Annotated in this window: 14 protein-coding genes and 2 pseudogenes; 10 read left to right on the top strand and 6 right to left on the bottom strand. The window is 66.7% G+C overall.

Features of this window, described 5'->3' with window-relative positions; translation table 11 throughout:
* Positions 1–103 precede the first annotated feature (103 nt).
* The 5 genes from NI18_RS11860 to NI18_RS11840 all read left to right on the top strand — a co-directional run bounded on the left by NI18_RS11860 (position 104) and on the right by NI18_RS11840 (position 3,359).
* Positions 104–427 carry an RNA-binding S4 domain-containing protein gene (locus NI18_RS11860; protein ID WP_042466606.1) on the top strand — a complete coding sequence of 108 codons (324 nt, stop codon included), beginning with the start codon at positions 104–106 and terminating at the stop codon, positions 425–427.
* 214 nt (positions 428–641) lie between these two features.
* Positions 642–983 carry a ferredoxin FdxA gene (fdxA, locus tag NI18_RS11855; protein WP_031393648.1) on the top strand — a complete coding sequence of 114 codons (342 nt, stop codon included), beginning with the start codon at positions 642–644 and terminating at the stop codon, positions 981–983.
* 218 nt (positions 984–1,201) lie between these two features.
* Complete coding sequence (locus NI18_RS11850) at positions 1,202–1,735, top strand: CarD family transcriptional regulator (RefSeq protein WP_031393647.1); 534 nt, start codon at positions 1,202–1,204, stop codon at positions 1,733–1,735.
* Positions 1,736–1,882: 147 nt separating this feature from the next.
* Positions 1,883–2,614: a head GIN domain-containing protein gene (locus tag NI18_RS11845; RefSeq protein WP_037530038.1), complete on the top strand. Its 732-nt coding sequence runs from the start codon at positions 1,883–1,885 to the stop codon at positions 2,612–2,614.
* Between the two features lie 52 nt (positions 2,615–2,666).
* On the top strand, positions 2,667–3,359 hold the full coding sequence (locus NI18_RS11840) for a DUF2807 domain-containing protein (protein WP_037530036.1): 693 nt from the start codon (positions 2,667–2,669) through the stop codon (positions 3,357–3,359).
* 9 nt (positions 3,360–3,368) lie between these two features.
* Here NI18_RS11840 and NI18_RS11835 read toward each other — a convergent pair whose 3' ends face one another.
* Together NI18_RS11835 and mgtE are read right to left on the bottom strand one after the other, a co-directional pair.
* Positions 3,369–3,785 carry a DUF1489 domain-containing protein gene (locus NI18_RS11835; RefSeq protein ID WP_037530035.1) on the bottom strand — a complete coding sequence of 139 codons (417 nt, stop codon included), beginning with the start codon at positions 3,783–3,785 and terminating at the stop codon, positions 3,369–3,371.
* A gap of 43 nt (positions 3,786–3,828) precedes the next feature.
* Positions 3,829–5,237 (bottom strand): annotated as a pseudogene (gene mgtE / locus NI18_RS11830) (magnesium transporter).
* A 115-nt stretch (positions 5,238–5,352) separates the two neighbouring features.
* On the opposite strand from mgtE, the gene NI18_RS11825 reads away from it, so the two are divergent.
* Positions 5,353–5,802, top strand: a complete 450-nt coding sequence (locus NI18_RS11825; protein ID WP_037530045.1) for a peptidylprolyl isomerase — start codon at positions 5,353–5,355, stop codon at positions 5,800–5,802.
* Positions 5,803–5,984: 182 nt separating this feature from the next.
* Here NI18_RS11825 and NI18_RS11820 read toward each other — a convergent pair whose 3' ends face one another.
* Positions 5,985–6,869 carry a LysR substrate-binding domain-containing protein gene (locus tag NI18_RS11820; RefSeq protein ID WP_037530034.1) on the bottom strand — a complete coding sequence of 295 codons (885 nt, stop codon included), beginning with the start codon at positions 6,867–6,869 and terminating at the stop codon, positions 5,985–5,987.
* Positions 6,870–7,145: 276 nt separating this feature from the next.
* On the opposite strand from NI18_RS11820, the gene NI18_RS11815 reads away from it, so the two are divergent.
* Together NI18_RS11815 and NI18_RS11810 are read left to right on the top strand one after the other, a co-directional pair.
* A complete protein-coding gene (locus NI18_RS11815; protein WP_037530033.1) occupies positions 7,146–9,419 on the top strand; it encodes a CDC48 family AAA ATPase in 2,274 nt (757 codons plus the stop codon).
* Between the two features lie 305 nt (positions 9,420–9,724).
* Positions 9,725–10,009 (top strand): hypothetical protein, encoded by a 285-nt coding sequence (locus NI18_RS11810; protein ID WP_128082199.1) that lies wholly within the window; start codon positions 9,725–9,727, stop codon positions 10,007–10,009.
* A gap of 27 nt (positions 10,010–10,036) precedes the next feature.
* Here NI18_RS11810 and NI18_RS11805 read toward each other — a convergent pair whose 3' ends face one another.
* Positions 10,037–11,359, bottom strand: a complete 1,323-nt coding sequence (locus tag NI18_RS11805; RefSeq protein WP_037530031.1) for an MFS transporter — start codon at positions 11,357–11,359, stop codon at positions 10,037–10,039.
* Positions 11,356–11,679 carry an antibiotic biosynthesis monooxygenase gene (locus NI18_RS11800; protein ID WP_037530030.1) on the bottom strand — a complete coding sequence of 108 codons (324 nt, stop codon included), beginning with the start codon at positions 11,677–11,679 and terminating at the stop codon, positions 11,356–11,358. The genes NI18_RS11805 and NI18_RS11800 overlap by 4 nt, the downstream gene beginning before the upstream one ends.
* A gap of 182 nt (positions 11,680–11,861) precedes the next feature.
* On the opposite strand from NI18_RS11800, the gene NI18_RS11795 reads away from it, so the two are divergent.
* Positions 11,862–12,476, top strand: a complete 615-nt coding sequence (locus NI18_RS11795) for a methyltransferase (RefSeq protein ID WP_031394390.1) — start codon at positions 11,862–11,864, stop codon at positions 12,474–12,476.
* Here the strand turns inward: NI18_RS11795 and NI18_RS11790 are convergent.
* Positions 12,455–12,979 (bottom strand): septal ring lytic transglycosylase RlpA family protein, encoded by a 525-nt coding sequence (locus NI18_RS11790; RefSeq protein WP_037530044.1) that lies wholly within the window; start codon positions 12,977–12,979, stop codon positions 12,455–12,457. The genes NI18_RS11795 and NI18_RS11790 overlap by 22 nt on opposite strands.
* 183 nt (positions 12,980–13,162) lie before the next feature.
* On the opposite strand from NI18_RS11790, the pseudogene NI18_RS11785 reads away from it, so the two are divergent.
* Positions 13,163–15,045, top strand: a pseudogene (locus NI18_RS11785) (EAL domain-containing protein); the annotation flags it as partial.
* Positions 15,046–15,143 lie beyond the last annotated feature (98 nt).

The raw sequence follows: 15,143 nt of genomic DNA, 5'->3' as shown, positions 1-15,143 counted from the left end.
CGTTGGGTCTGGCGCGGCCGCCCGCCCGCGCGCGCGGTCCCTGCGACGCCGATCGACCCGTCGCGGCAGAACGCGTTTGCCGGGCTTGCCGCACTGGTCCGCCATGGGTGAAGGCGCGATGCGGATCGATCGGTTCCTGTGGTTCGTCCGGCTCGCCAAGACGCGCAGCGCGGCCCAGGCGATTGCCGAGAAGGGGCATCTGCGAATCGACGGCCGCGCGATCGACCGCGCACACTGTCCCGTCCGGATCGGCAACGTCCTCACCTTCGCCGCCAACGACCGCGTCCGCGTGATCCGCATCGAGGCACTGCCGACACGCCGCGGTCCCGCCCCCGAAGCGCAGGCGTGCTATCAAGACCTGATCGCCGGCCAGACCCCCGCCGGCACCGAAGCGGACGACGTCGCACCACCCCGCCCGTCATCCTGACGAAAGTCAGGATCCAGGATACCAAAGGACAGCGTCTCATTGCCTTGGATCCTGACTTTCGTCAGGATGACGGCGTGGTTTGGGCGGAGGCGGTCGGAGGCGGCAAAGCCTGATAACGTCTCGCAGAAGGCTTGCTATGATTGACGCGACGGGCCTGCGCGCATAGTCGCAGGCCGTTCGTCGCCGGGAAGGAATCCGGCCCAGGAGTTCTGCAATGACCTACGTCGTCACCGATGCCTGCATCCGCTGCAAGTACATGGATTGCGTGGAAGTGTGCCCGGTCGATTGCTTCTATGAGGGCGAGAACATGCTGGTGATCAATCCCAGCGAGTGCATCGACTGCGGCGTGTGCGAACCCGAATGCCCCGCCGAGGCGATCCTGCCCGACACCGAGAGCGGGCTGGAGCAGTGGCTCGAACTCAACACGACCTTCTCTGCGCAGTGGCCCAACGTCACTCGCAACGACAACCAGACGCCCCCCGACGCGGACGCGATGAAGGGCGTTGAGGGCAAGTTCGACAAGTATTTCTCGCCCGAGCCCGGCGCCGGCGACTGAAAATCGCACGAAATTCGTGTCTTTATGGCGGATTGGGGCACGAGGGCTGTCACGATCGGCTGGTAATTTTGTTGCAAAGATGGTAATTGGGTCCGTGACGGGCGCGATATGTCAAGTCGTCCGCCTGGAGTATGTTCGAACCCTATTCCTCCACGGTGCAATCCGGCGAACGCGTCGCTGTGGCACCGCGTGGAGGCATTGATCCGGAAAGGCCCCCAATGGCTGCCAAGGCACTGTCCTTCGACGTCGGTGATTTCGTCGTTTACCCAAAGCACGGAGTCGGCCGTGTGATCGAGCTGCAACGCTCGGAAATCGCCGGCATGACGCTCGAACTTTACGTCCTCCGTTTCGAGAAGGAGCGCATGACGCTCCGCGTTCCGACCAACAAGGCCGAAAGCGTCGGCATGCGCAAATTGTCTTCGGACAAAACGATGCGCGAGGCGATGGACACGCTCAAGGGCAAGCCCAAGGTCAAGCGCACCATGTGGTCGCGCCGCGCGCAGGAATATGAGGCGAAGATCAATTCGGGCGACCTCGTGTCGATCGCCGAAGTGGTCCGCGACCTGTTCCGCGCCGACGACCAGCCCGAGCAGAGCTATTCCGAGCGTCAGATCTTCGAAGGTGCGACCAGCCGTCTCGCCCGCGAACTCGCCGCGATGGAAGAGATTGATGAGCCCAAGGCGCAGGAGAAGATCCTCGACATCCTCCGCGCCGCCGCCGCGATCTACAACAAGGACAAGCTGCCCGCCTGACCGCTGGCGCTCCGTTCGATGACGCAAGGGCGGTCCCGCGGGGCCGCCCTTTTGCGTTTCTGGTCCGTCGGCCGACGACCACCACGGATTCCGCTTCCGCCTCTCGCCGATAGGGTGTATTGTTTGTGCAATACACGGGAGGATGCCATGAAGTATCTCGCGCTCGGTCTGATGATGCCGCTTGCTGCCTGCTCGTTCAGCTGGTCGGGAGACGATGACGGGGCGGGGGCATCGCCGAGCGGCACCGGCACGACCCGCACCTATATGGTCAGCGATTTCAGCTCGATCGACCTGCGTGGGGCGAGCGATGTCGATGTGCGCGTGGGAACTGGCTTTTCGGTGCGTGCGCAGGGGCCTGCCGAGGCGCTCGACCGGCTGACGATCGAGCGGGACGGCGACACGCTCGAGATCGGGCGGCGCAAGGGCGTCAATCTCAACTGGGGGCGATCGGGCAAGGTCAAGGTCTTCGTCACGTTGCCGCGGCTGGCGGGGGCGACGATATCGGGATCGGGGGACATGACCGTCGACCGGGTCGAGGGAACGCGATTCGCGGCTGATATCGCGGGCTCCGGCAGTCTGGGGGTCGCGGCGGTGAAGGTCGACGACCTCGCCGTCGCGATCGCGGGCTCGGGCAGCGTCTCAGCGGCGGGATCCGCGCGGGCGCTGGCGGTCGAGATCGCCGGCTCGGGGGATGTCGACGCAGCCGGGTTAAAGGCCCGGTCCGCGCGGGTCGAGATTGCCGGCTCGGGCAGCGTCCGCGCGGTCGTCGATGGTCCAGCCACCGTCGACATGATGGGGTCGGGCGATGTCGACCTGGGCAGCGCCGCGCGGTGCACCGTGTCCAAGATGGGCTCCGGCTCGGTCCGCTGCGCACCGTGATCCGCTGCGCGCGCGGCTTGCGTCGGTGCGTCGAAGCGGCAACGATCGCGCCATGATCCGTTTTCTTGTCCTGCCGCTCCTGTTTGCCTGTCCCGTCGCCGCGGCCGCGGCCGATCGTAGCGTATCGGTGGGCAGCTTCGAGCGGGTCCGGATCGACGGTCCGTTCGACGTGCGCCTCGTCACGGGATCGCCCGGCGCAAAGGTCGCGGGGGATCCGCATGCGACCGAGGCGGTCGAGATCCGCGTCGACGGCGCGACGCTGTCGGTCCGGCGGAGCACGAGCCGCTGGGGCGAACGCCCCGAGACGGGGGCGCAGCGCCCGGTGATCGTGACGCTGTCCACGCCGCGTCTCGCCTTTGCCAGCGTCGTGGCGGGGGGGCGGCTGACGATCGATCGCATGAAGGGGATGCGGCTGGATCTCGCGGTCAGCGGTGCGGGCAGCCTTGCGGTGAACGATGCGCAGGCGGACCAGCTGAACGCCACCGTCATCGGCACCGGGCGGATGACGCTGGCAGGGCGCAGCGCACGTGCACGTCTGACCGTCAGTGGTCCGGGGCTGATCGACGCGACCGCACTGGCTGTCGATGATCTCGTCGTCATGCAGGACGGCGTCGGCGAAACCCGCGCCTCGGCGCGCCGCACCGCGCAGGTGACGAACGGCGGTGCGGGCTCGGTCACGGTCGCGGGCACCGCCGCCTGCACGGTCCGCGCCGCCGCCACCGGCCCGGTGATCTGTGGCCGCTAACCGCGCAGGCTAGATCAGCGCGAGTTCGGCGAGCTTGGTCATCAGCGCGGGCGGCATGATGTCGAGCCCGGTCGCGTCGCCGCCGAGATCGAGCGGCGCATCCGCCCCCTCGAGATACCGCCACCCCTGATGCGCGCGTTTCGGCCGCGCCTGAACGAGCACCAGTTTGGGGTCGATATGGATCGCGACTCGTCCGCCCTCCGCCTCGCCAAAGCCCAGGATCGGCGAGCGCGCGATCAGCTGGTGCTTCAGGATCCAGTACATCGAGCCGCCTTCGCCGACCGGCCCCGCCACCTCCTCGTGTCGCTTGGGCAGGTAGCGGGTGGTGAGAAACACGGGGCCCTCCTCACCGCGCAGCCGCAGGCGCTCCGCCAGATGGTCGACGCTGTCCGCGCCGAACGCGACTTTGGTGAGGTGAAGCGGCATCCGTCTGGAAATGGGCGCTAATCCGCGCCAGTCAACCGGAGCGTCAACCGTGCAGCCCCCACAGGCTGGCAAGGCCGAGGAACGAGAAGAACCCCATCGTATCGGTCATCGTGGTCACGAATACCGCCGACGAGACCGCGGGATCGATCCGGAACTTGTCGAGCGTGATCGGCACCAGCACGCCGGAAAGCCCTGCGGTGATGTTGTTGGTCAGCATCGCCGCGGCGATCACGATCGACAGGTCGGTGTTGCGGAAGATCACATAGGTGCCAAGCCCGATCAGCGTGCCCAGCATGACGCCATTGGCGGTGGCGATCCGGAATTCGCGGACGATCATCCGCTTGGTGTTCGAACTCGTCAGCTGGTTGGTCGCGAGCGCGCGGACCACGACCGCGAGCGTCTGCGTCCCGGCATTGCCGCCCATCCCCGAGACGATCGGCATCAGCACCGCAAGCAGAGCGAAGCTCGCGATCGTCCCCTGGAACAGCCCGACGACCGACGATGCGACCATCGCGGTGCCCAGATTGACCACCAGCCAGGTGAAGCGCGTCCGCACCGTCAGCCGGATCGGTTCGTTGATGTCGCCGTCGCCAGCCCCTGCCAGACGCAGCGTATCCTCGCCCGCCTCTTCGGAAATGATGTGGACGATGTCGTCGACGGTGATCATGCCGACCAGCCGGCCGCCATGATCGACCACCGCGGCGGAGATCAGCGCATATTTCTGGAAGCGGAGCGCCACCTCTTCCTGGTCCATGTCGACCGGGATCAGCGTCTGTTCGCGCTTCATCACATCGGCCATTGCGATCCCGCGCGGCGTGCGCAGCATCCACGACAGCTGGCACGTGCCGATCGGCTTGTGCGCGGGGTCGACGACGAAGATTTCCCAGAAATCGGTCGTCAGCTCCTCGTGACCACGCAGATAATCGATCGCGTCGCCGACGGTCCAGTGCTCGGGCACCGCGATCAGCTCGCGCTGCATCAGGCGGCCCGCGGACTCCTCGGGGTAGCTCAGCGCCTCCTCGATCGCGGCGCGATCGTCGGGATCGAGCGCGCGCAGCACCGCGCGCTGCTCGTCCTCGTCCATGTCCTCGATGATCGCGACCGCGTCATCGGTATCGAGTTCGGAGGCAAGGTCGGCGACCTGGTGCGGCTCGAGCGCATCGATCAGATCCTCGCGGACATAATCGTTCATCTCGCGAACACGTCGCCGTCGAGCAGATCGGTGACCGCGCGCGCCAGCGCCGCGCGATCCTCCTGCGGCGTCAGCTCGAACAGATCGGCGATGTCGGCGGGGTGCAGCGGCTCGACCAGCGCGCGTGCCGCCGCATTGTCGCCGTCCTCGACCGCGTCGAGCACGGCGCGGACGAATTCGGGCCGCAACCGGTCGTCGCGATCGAGCTGCGTTTCGGGCTGGGTCTCGGTTTCGACCTCGGGAAGCTCGAGTTCGCTCATGGCTGCCTCCCTTAAAAGCGTGCGCTTGGGCCCTAACGCGCTGCGCATGCATTTGCCAGTCGCGGGGTGGATCCCTATCTGCCGCGCATCAATTCAGGAGAAGACCCAATGGCCGATACCCCCCGAAACGCTGACGCTGACCCTCGACGGCGGTGACGTGACGATCAAGCTGCGCCCCGATCTGGCCCCGAAGCATGTCGAGCGCATCGTCGAGCTGGCCAATGACGGCTTCTATGACGGCGTCGTGTTCCACCGCGTGATCCCGGGCTTCATGGCGCAGGGCGGCGATCCCACCGGCACCGGCATGTCGGGCTCGGACAAGCCGAACCTCAAGGCGGAATTCTCGGCCGAGCCGCATGTCCGCGGCGTGTGCTCGATGGCGCGCACCAACCAGCCCGACACGGCGAACTCGCAGTTCTTCATCGTGTTCGACGACGCGCGCTTCCTCGACAAGCAGTACACCGTCTGGGGTGAAGTCACCAACGGCATGGAGCTGATCGACGCGCTCCCCAAGGGCGAGCCGCCGCGCGCACCCGGCAAGATTGTGAAGGCACGCGCAGCCTGAGCTGAAGACTGCACCGGCGCAGCCAAGCTGCGTCGGAGACAGTCGAAGCCGGCCGGCGGAGCAAAGCTCCGTCCGACGGCGCGGCTTAGCCCCGACGCGCTTCAAGTCAGAAGCGCGTCGCGGTTGCTACCCTGACCCTCTCTCAACCGTACATCCGGTATCCGAGCGGAGGCTGTGCCTTGCTAAACTTCCGCCAGCGTCTTGATCAGCCAGTCGTGGAACAGCTTGACCGGCTTGGCCTGCAATGCGCGCGGGCGGCAGACGAACCAATAGCTGTACGGGCTCTCCACCTCGATTTCGAACAGCCGCACGAGCCGCGGATCGTTCGCATCCTCGAAATGGCTGGCATGCATGAACGCGACGCCCAGCCCTTGCGCCGCCGCTTCGAGCATCAGCGCCCCCGAATCGAAATGATCGATCGCCAGCGGCTCGATATCGTCGAGCCCCGCAGCCGTCCGCCAAGCGGTGAACGTATCCGTCATGTCGCGGTGGACCAGCGCGGTCAGCGTCGAGAGCTGTTCGGGTCGGGTGATCGGATCGGCGCGGTCGAGCAGGGTGCGCGCACCGATCACATAGACCGAATTGCGATCGAGCCGCCGCGCATAGAAGGCCGGATCGATCTCGCGCGACAGCGCGATCACCGCGTCCAGCCCGTCGCCCAGCCGCGATACCAGATGCGCCGCGGTATCGATGTCGAGATGCAGTTCGGGATGCGACGCGCGCAGTTCGCCGAGCCGCGGGAACAGCTTCTGCGACGCATAGAGCGGCAGGATGCCCAGCCGCAGCCGCAGCACCTCGGTCGTGCTGGTCATCGATTCGACGGCATCCGACAGCGAATCGAGCACCGGTGCGATCTGCGCGAGCAGGCGTTCCCCGTCCGCATTCAGCACCATCGCCTGGTGCCGCCGCGCGAACAGTGGCTTGGCGATGAAGCGCTCAAGGCTCTGCACGCGCCGGCTGAGCGCGGGCGCGGACAGCGCCAGATCCTCCGCGGCGGCCTTGATCGAGCCCAGCCGCGCGACCTGGACGAACGCCTCGATAGCCCCGAGTGGCGGCAGCCTCCGCATGATTCCTCCCCGACTCCCTTATCCGACTCGATGCATGTGATCCGCATCATTGGCCGCATTGAAGCCTACGATTGCAGTTAGCGCAATCGTAGCGGATCCATTCGCACTTGCAACATGAACCGCCTCGACGCAAAAAGACCTCGCCTTTCAGGCATCCTCTCCTAAAAACTTCATGGGCTGGCCTTCATTGGCCGGCCCTTTTTTTTGTCTTTTCAAGTCCTCGCAAGCCCGGCGGCGGCCCCCCATCTGACACGCTTCGAGTTTGAAGGAGTCGAGATGCCCGATAGCGAAACCCCGACGCGGAAAATCCAGGTGGCGAACGCGCGTCCCGAGGACAGCGGCCGCGGCCTGGCGCATCTGCCGCGCGCGCTGATGGCGACGCTCGGCATCGGCGAGGGCGACGTGATCGAGATCCTCGGCAAGCAGAACACGCCCGCGCGTGCGGTCGGGCCGTATCCGGAGGACGAGGGGCTCGACATCCTGCGCATCGACGGGCTCCAGCGCGCGAATGCGGGTGTGGGCTCGGGCGATTTCGTCGAGGTGCGCAAAGCCGAATCGAAGCCCGCGACGCGCGTCGTCTTCGCACCCGCACAGCAAAATCTGCGGCTTCAGGGCTCGACCAACGCGTTGAAGCGCACGTTTCTCGGCCGGCCGATCTGCCAGGGCGACATCGTCGCGACCGCGGGGCATCAGCGCGTCGGCAACATGCCCGCGGGCGTCCAGCAGTTCATGAACGCGCCCGCCTATGCACTGCAGGAGATCCGCCTCGCGGTAATCGCCGCCAGCCCCAAGGGCGTCGTCCATATCGACGAGAATACCGAGATCGAGCTGCGCCCCGAATATGAAGAGCCGCAGGACGCACGCCGCGCCGACGTCACCTATGACGATATCGGCGGCATGGCGCAGACGATCGACCAGCTGCGCGAGATGGTCGAGCTGCCGCTGCGCTATCCCGAACTCTTTCAGCGCCTCGGCGTTGATCCGCCCAAGGGCGTGCTGCTGCACGGCCCCCCCGGCACCGGCAAGACGCGGCTCGCGCGCGCGGTCGCCAACGAGTCCGATGCGCAGTTCTTCCTGATCAACGGCCCCGAGATCATGGGGTCGGCCTATGGCGAGTCGGAAGGCAAGCTGCGCCAGGTGTTCGAGGAGGCCGCCAAGGCCGCGCCGTCGATCGTCTTCATCGACGAGATCGATTCGATCGCACCCAAGCGCGGGCAGGTATCGGGCGAGGCCGAAAAGCGTCTCGTCGCGCAGCTGCTGACGCTGATGGACGGGCTTGAGGCACGCGCCAATCTCGTCGTGATCGCCGCGACCAATCGTCCCGAGGCGATCGACGAGGCGCTGCGGCGTCCCGGCCGGTTCGACCGTGAGATCGTCGTCGGCGTTCCCGATGAGCGCGGCCGCCGCGAAATCCTCGGCATCCATGCGCGTGGCATGCCTTTGGGCGACCGTGTCGATCTCGACGAGCTGGCGCGCACGACCTACGGCTTTGTCGGTGCCGATCTCGCAGCGCTGGCGCGTGAGGCGGCGATCGAGGCGGTGCGGCGGATCATGCCCAAGCTCAACCTCGAGGAACGCACGATCCCGCCCGAGGTGCTCGACGACTTGTCGGTCACGCGCGAGGATTTCCTTGGCGCGCTCAAACGCGTCCAGCCGTCGGCGATGCGCGAGGTCATGGTCCAGGCGCCGACCGTGCGCTGGGCCGATGTCGGCGGGCTCGACGATGCGCAGATGCGGCTGAAGGAAGGCGTCGAGCTTCCGCTCAAGAATCCCGACGCGTTCCGGCGGCTTGGCATCCGCCCGGCCAAGGGCTTCCTGCTCTACGGCCCGCCCGGTACCGGCAAGACCCTGCTCGCCAAGGCGGTCGCGCGCGAGGCGGAGGCGAATTTCATCGCCACCAAATCGTCAGACCTGCTCAGCAAATGGTATGGTGAGAGCGAGCAGCAGATCACCCGGCTGTTCCAGCGCGCGCGTCAGGTCGCACCCTGCGTGATCTTCATCGACGAACTCGATTCGCTGGTGCCCGCACGCGGCAGCGGCGCGGGTGAGCCGCAGGTGACCGAGCGCGTCGTCAACACGATCCTCGCCGAGATGGACGGTCTGGAAGAACTCCAGTCGGTCGTCGTGATCGGCGCGACCAACCGCCCCAATCTGATCGACCCGGCGCTGCTGCGCCCGGGGCGGTTCGACGAGCTCGTCTATGTCGGCGTACCCGACACGGCGGGGCGCCGGCGGATCCTCGGCATCCAGACGCAGAAGATGCCGCTCGCGTCCGACGTCGATCTCGATCGTCTCGCGGACCGTACCGACCGGTTTTCGGGTGCGGATCTGGAGGACGTCGTCCGCCGCGCAGGCCTGGTCGCGTTGCGTCGCTCGATCGATTCGACCGACGTGACGATGGCCGATTTCGAGAACGCTTTGAAGGAATCGCGCGCCAGCGTCACGCCCGAAACCGAGCGAGAATATGAGCAGATGGCCGCCCGCCTGAAACAGGACGCGACCGCCATCCAGCCGATCGGCTTCGCCTTCCCCAGCAAAGGCGCGGCGTGATCACCGCCCCTCTCCTTGACGGGAGAGGGGCTACCGCCCGCATGGTTCCATTTGGCGGTCGATAGTCGACTGGCCGAATGGCCCTGATCTTGTGCCATGTGTTGACATTACCGGGCACGGGTCCAATGTAACTTTCATGTACGCATCCGCGACACATAAGCGTTTCCTCGATCACGCCGGCCAACTCGCCGCACGGGGTTAGCCCGAGCTCGCGGCTATAGGCCGCTGGAGTTCGGGCTTTATTCGATCTGACCTTTGGGACGTGCGCTGCACGCCCATGATCTCGAATATACGGAAACCACGCAATGTCAGGCCCAGCCTCTGAATCTGGCGATCACTCGCCAGCGCGCCGCGACGTCGATGAAGACGCCCTGTCCCCGAAAACCTCGTTGCGGATGCGTCCCAGGCATTTCTTTTCGAAGCAATTCGATATGGAAATCGTCGAAGACTATTCAAAGGAAGAGGCCGATCGGGACGCTGCCGGGCAGCCGAAATGGCTCAACCGACTGATCCAGATGAACTTGTTACTGATGATCCTCTTGATCGGGGTTCCGCTGCTTCTGTACTGCATCGGAATGTCGGCGAAATAGCGGAGCCGCGGCCTGACGAATCCCGGGTCAGCCGCCCGACGCGTCCTTCGCCTCATTCAGCGTCACCCAGGCATAGCCGATCAACACCACGCACGCTGCGCCCGCGACCAGATAAGGCAGCGAATGTTGCGCCTCGTACAGTCCGACCCCGATCGACGGCCCGAGCACGAAGCTCGCGCCGTTGATGCTGGTCACCTTGCCCGCGACCGACCCTTGCGCATTCGCGCCGACCGCGAGCGAGGCACCCGCGGTAAAGCCCGGCCGCGTGAAGCCGAAACCGAGACTCGCCAGCGCATAAGCGGTCGCGATCGTGTAGAGCGAGGTCGCGATCCCCGTCAGCGCGGTGCCCGCCGCCGCCAGCACCAGCCCGGTCAGGACGAGCTGGCGCGGGGTCAGGTTGAGCCGCGGAATGATTCCCCATTGCGCGAGCAGCGCTGCACCCGCGCCCATCATCAGCACGATCCCCGTCGGCTCGAGCGCAAGTGCGGGCGCAAGGTTGAGCCGGTCGATCACCAGGAACCCGATCGCCTGCCCGGTCATCGCCTGCGCATGCCCCATCACCAGCCCGGCGATCATCCAGGCGCGGATGCGCGGATCGGTATAGCCGACCTGTTCGACATGCGACTGGGTCGCGGCAGTGACCGACGCACCGCTCGGCGCGCCGCCGATCGACGGATAGGCCGAACTCGCGCCGTGCATATCGTCATGCGGCGCGACGATCCGGTCGTCGGGCAGCATCCGCCGCACCGTGATCCACACCGCCACGCCGAACAGCGCGAACAGGAAGGCGGGGCCCGCCAGCCCTACCTCGAGTCCGCCGACCGACCCGAGGATCAGATAGGGCGCGATCGCCGGCCCCAGGATCGTGCCGAGCCCGAAGGCGGAAGCGAGCAGCGTCAGCGCGCGGGTCCGCTCCGCGCGCGTCGTCTCGCCCGCGACCAGCGCCTGCACCGCGGGCGGCGCGGCGGCACCGAATGCGCCATAGATCAGCCGCCCGGCGATGAAGCAGCCGAACGCCGCGGTCCCGCCGATCCAGTGGTTGATACCCGCCATCAGGAACAGCCCGCACAATGTCAGCGACACGCTGAACCCGCCGATGCCGAGCAGTATCATCGCGCGGCGGCCATGCCGGTCGGACCGGTTCGCCCAGAACGGCGCGGCGATCACCCACAGCAGCGCGGACACCGAAAACGCGCCCGCCACCGCGCTGTCGGCGACGCCCAGCGACCGGCCGAGCGCGGGCAGCACCGATTGCAGCGCGGTATTGCCCGCCGCGATCGTCAGCATGACGAGGAACATCAGCGCGAAGCGACGATCGATCCGCGCATCCTCGCGACCGGTGCCGGTCATGGCCGCGCCCAGTCATAGTCGCGCTCGACCCGTGCGACGGTGACGCGGTAGCGGTCATACCAGAGCGCCCGCCCGCGCTCGCGAATCGCGGCATGGTCGGGATCGTCGCGCCACGCGATCGCCGCGGCGTCGTCCGCCCAATAGCTGATCGTGATCCCCAGTCCGGCTTCGTCGCGCACGCTGTCGATCCCGCGATAGCCGGGCTGCGTCGCGGCGAGCGCCTGCATCGCGGCGGCGGCCGCGGCATAGCCGGCGGGGTCGGTGCCGTTACGGTTCGACATGAAAATGACCGCCGTCTGGCCCGTCCGCTCGTCGTGCATGCCCAATGCTTAAGCCAAGCCCGGGGGTTGGCAAGCGCGGGTTGCGGCGCCGGGCACTGGTCGCGTTCGGTGCGGTTCGTCGCGTGATGCAACCCGCAGGCCTTGAAACACGTTTTGGAATCCGTGCGACGGGGGGCTTAAAGCCTCGCGTGCGCGCGGGATCCCTGATCGTAAGGAACACGATGCCCAGTCCGACCACAGCCGCCCGGCGCGCGCGCACCCGCCCCGCCGGCGTGCCCTCCCCGTGGCAGATGTTCTTCACCGAATTCCTGAAACACCCTGTCATGGTCGGCTCGATCGTGCCGTCCTCGGACAAGCTGATCCGCAAGATGCTCGGCCGGGTCGACTGGGACAACACCAAGGTGTTCGTCGAATATGGACCCGGCGTCGGCACTTTCTGCCGCCCGATTCTCGACCGCATGGCGCCCGACGCGACGCTGATCGTGATCGACACCAACCCCGATTTCATCCGCTATCTGCGCCACACGATTACCGATCCGCGGTTTTCGGCGGTGCTCGGATCGGCGGCCGATGTCGAAAAGATCGTCGCCGATCACGGCTTCGAATCGGCCGACTATGTCCTGTCGGGCCTGCCCTTTTCGACGCTGCCCCCCGGCGTCGGTCCGGCGATCGCCGCCGGCACGCATTCGGTGCTGCGCAGCGGCGGCGCGTTCCTGGTCTATCAGTTCAGCCCGAAGGTGAAGGACTTCCTCACCCCGCATTTCGAATCGATCGATCACGACATGGAATGGTGGAACGTGCCCCCGGCACAGCTCTACTGGGCCTGGAAGGACTGATCCGTCAGCCGCGCGCGCAGCGCGGCGAGTTCGTCGGGCGAGGCATCGGGTCTCGCTGATGCTTGCTTGCCGGCCCGTAACCGCGCCCGGTCTTTTGCATCGGGCTCGACGCGGCGGACGCGGACTGCGGCCCGGCCGAGGCGCTCGATCCCGAGCAGCCGGGCGGCGCCGCGTGACAGGTCGATCAGCCGCGAGGGCGTGAACGGCCCGCGGTCGTTGATCCGCAGCAGGATCGTCCGGCCGGTGTCGAGCGCAGTGACCTCGACATAACTCGGCAGCGGGAGGACGGTATGCGCGGCAGAAATGCCCTTCACACGAAACCGTTCGCCGTTCGCAGTCTGGTTGCCCGATTCCCGGCCATACCAACTCGCCATGCCGACCGCGTCATAGCCCGGCAGATCGGCGGGCCGGTAGGTCGTGCCGCGCACGCTGTAAGGGCGGCCGATCTTGACCGGGTAGTCGCTGACCGGGCGGTAGCGCGTCGTGCCGCAGCCGGCGAGCATGGCGCACAGTGCAAGGGCGGCCAGCAGGCCGGGCGTATCGGAACGCGGTGCGATTGGGATCATTATCCCTGCTAGCGGACACCCGGTCGAAGCTGAACCCCATTGCGGCGAACCGCCCGCGCGCGGGATCGTAGCGTTTGCTTAACCGCTTTACCCTACGGTTACAGTCTGTTCGAAGGTGCCATGACGCATTTCATTACCCGGTTGAGGCAGCTTCGCCACTCGGATCACGCGGTCGCCGCGGACGTCCGGGCGACTCTGGTCACCTCGCTCTATGCCTCACCCAAGTCGCTGGTGATCGGTGCGTTGACGAGCACGGGTATCGCCACGGTCGTGGCTGTCACGAGTGGCGATCGCTGGCTTGCCGGCTTCGCGGTGCTGATCGGGCTGGTCGCCGCACTGCGGATCATCGGCATCGTCCAGCGCGTGCCCGATCAACAGGGCGCTGACGTATTTGCTGTCGATCGGGGTGCCGCCGAGCGCCCGCGGGCAGGACAGTGGGAGTTTTACTACCGCATCGGCGCCTTCGCCTTTTCCGCGCTGCTTGGCATGTTCGGGCTGCTGACGCTGACCCGGACCGCGGACGGCGTGCTTCATCTCCTCTCGGTGACGACGGCGATCGGCTATGCGGCGGGGATTGCCGGACGCAATGCCGGTCGGCCGACGATCGCGCTCGCGCAGCTTTGCCTCGCGTCGCTGCCGCTCGCGGCGGGGCTCTTGCTGTCGGGTGAGCCGCTCAACGCCGTGCTTGCGATCGTCATCATCCTGTTCGTGCTGGCGATGATCGACATCACGCTGCAGACCTATGAGGCCATCCTCGGCGCGACCATCGCGGCGAGCGAAAAGACCGCGCTCGCCGAACATCACGCCGCATTCGCGCGACGCGACGACCTCACCGGGGTCGCCAACCGCACCGCGTTTCGCGAATGGTTCGAGCGGCGGCTGCACCGACTGGAATCGACCGGCGAGCTCCTGTCGATCCACTGGATCGATCTCGACCGGTTCAAGGAGATCAATGATTCGCTCGGTCACCTGGCGGGCAACGTGCTGCTGACCGAGGTTGCGCAGCGGCTCCAGACCGCGTTCGTCACCGATGGCGGCACCATCGGGGTGGCCGGCGACGCGATCGTCGCGCGGCTGGGCGGCGATGAATTCGCGGTCGTCTGCGCGATCGGCGCGCGCGACGATGCCCGCACGATCGCCGATCACATCCTCGACCTCGTCGCACAGCCGGTGGCCTATGCCGGGCGTCGGCTGACCGTCGGCGCCTCGCTCGGCGTGGCGATCGCACCGATCGACGGGGGCGACGCTGACACGCTGCTCAAACATGCCGATCTCGCGCTCTACCGCGCCAAGGAAAGCGGCCGGGGGGCCTTCTGCTTCTACGAGCCGGTGATGGACGAGAAGATCGAACGGACGCGCGCGCTGACCAGCGACCTGCACGGCGCGATCGCGCGGGGCGAGCTGTGGCTCGCCTTCCAGCCGATCTTTGACCTGGCGACGCACCGCATCCTGTCCTGCGAGACGCTGCTGCGCTGGGACAGTCCGTGCCACGGCAGCGTGTCGCCCGCCGAATTCATCCCGATCGCCGAACAGAGCGGCCTGATCGTCGAGATCGCGCCTGGGTGCTGCGCGAGGCTTGCCGTCACGCGCGCGACTGGCCGGACACGGTACGCGTCGCGGTCAACCTGTCGCCGATCCAGCTCCTGTCGCCCGGGCTCGCCAAGGTGCTGAAGGACGCGCTCGACGCTACCGGGCTCGCGCCGGGGCGGCTCGATCTCGAAGTGACCGAATCGGTGTTGCTCGACGATATCGACGCATCGCTGGCGGCGCTGTCGGCGATCAACCGGATGGCGGTCGGCACCACGCTCGACGATTTCGGCACCGGCTATTCGTCGCTCGGCTATCTCACCAAATTCCCGTTCCAGACGCTCAAGATCGACCGGTCGTTCATCACCGCGCTCGACGACAATCCCGCGTCGATGGCGATCATCCAGACGGTGGTCGATCTGGCCGCGACGCTCGGCATGCAAACCGTCGCCGAGGGTATCGAGACGCCGACCCAGCTCGCGCAGCTGCGCCGCACCCGCTGCACCGCAGTGCAGGGTTTCCTGCTCGCGCGCCCGATGTCGGCAAGCCAGGTGGCGAACCTGCTTGCGACGAA

The organism is Sphingomonas sp. Ant20, assembly GCF_000783375.1.
Taxonomy (GTDB): domain Bacteria; phylum Pseudomonadota; class Alphaproteobacteria; order Sphingomonadales; family Sphingomonadaceae; genus Sphingomonas; species Sphingomonas aerolata.
Note: the sequence above shows the minus strand (reverse complement) of the source record. Positions and strands in the feature narration are given on the sequence as shown.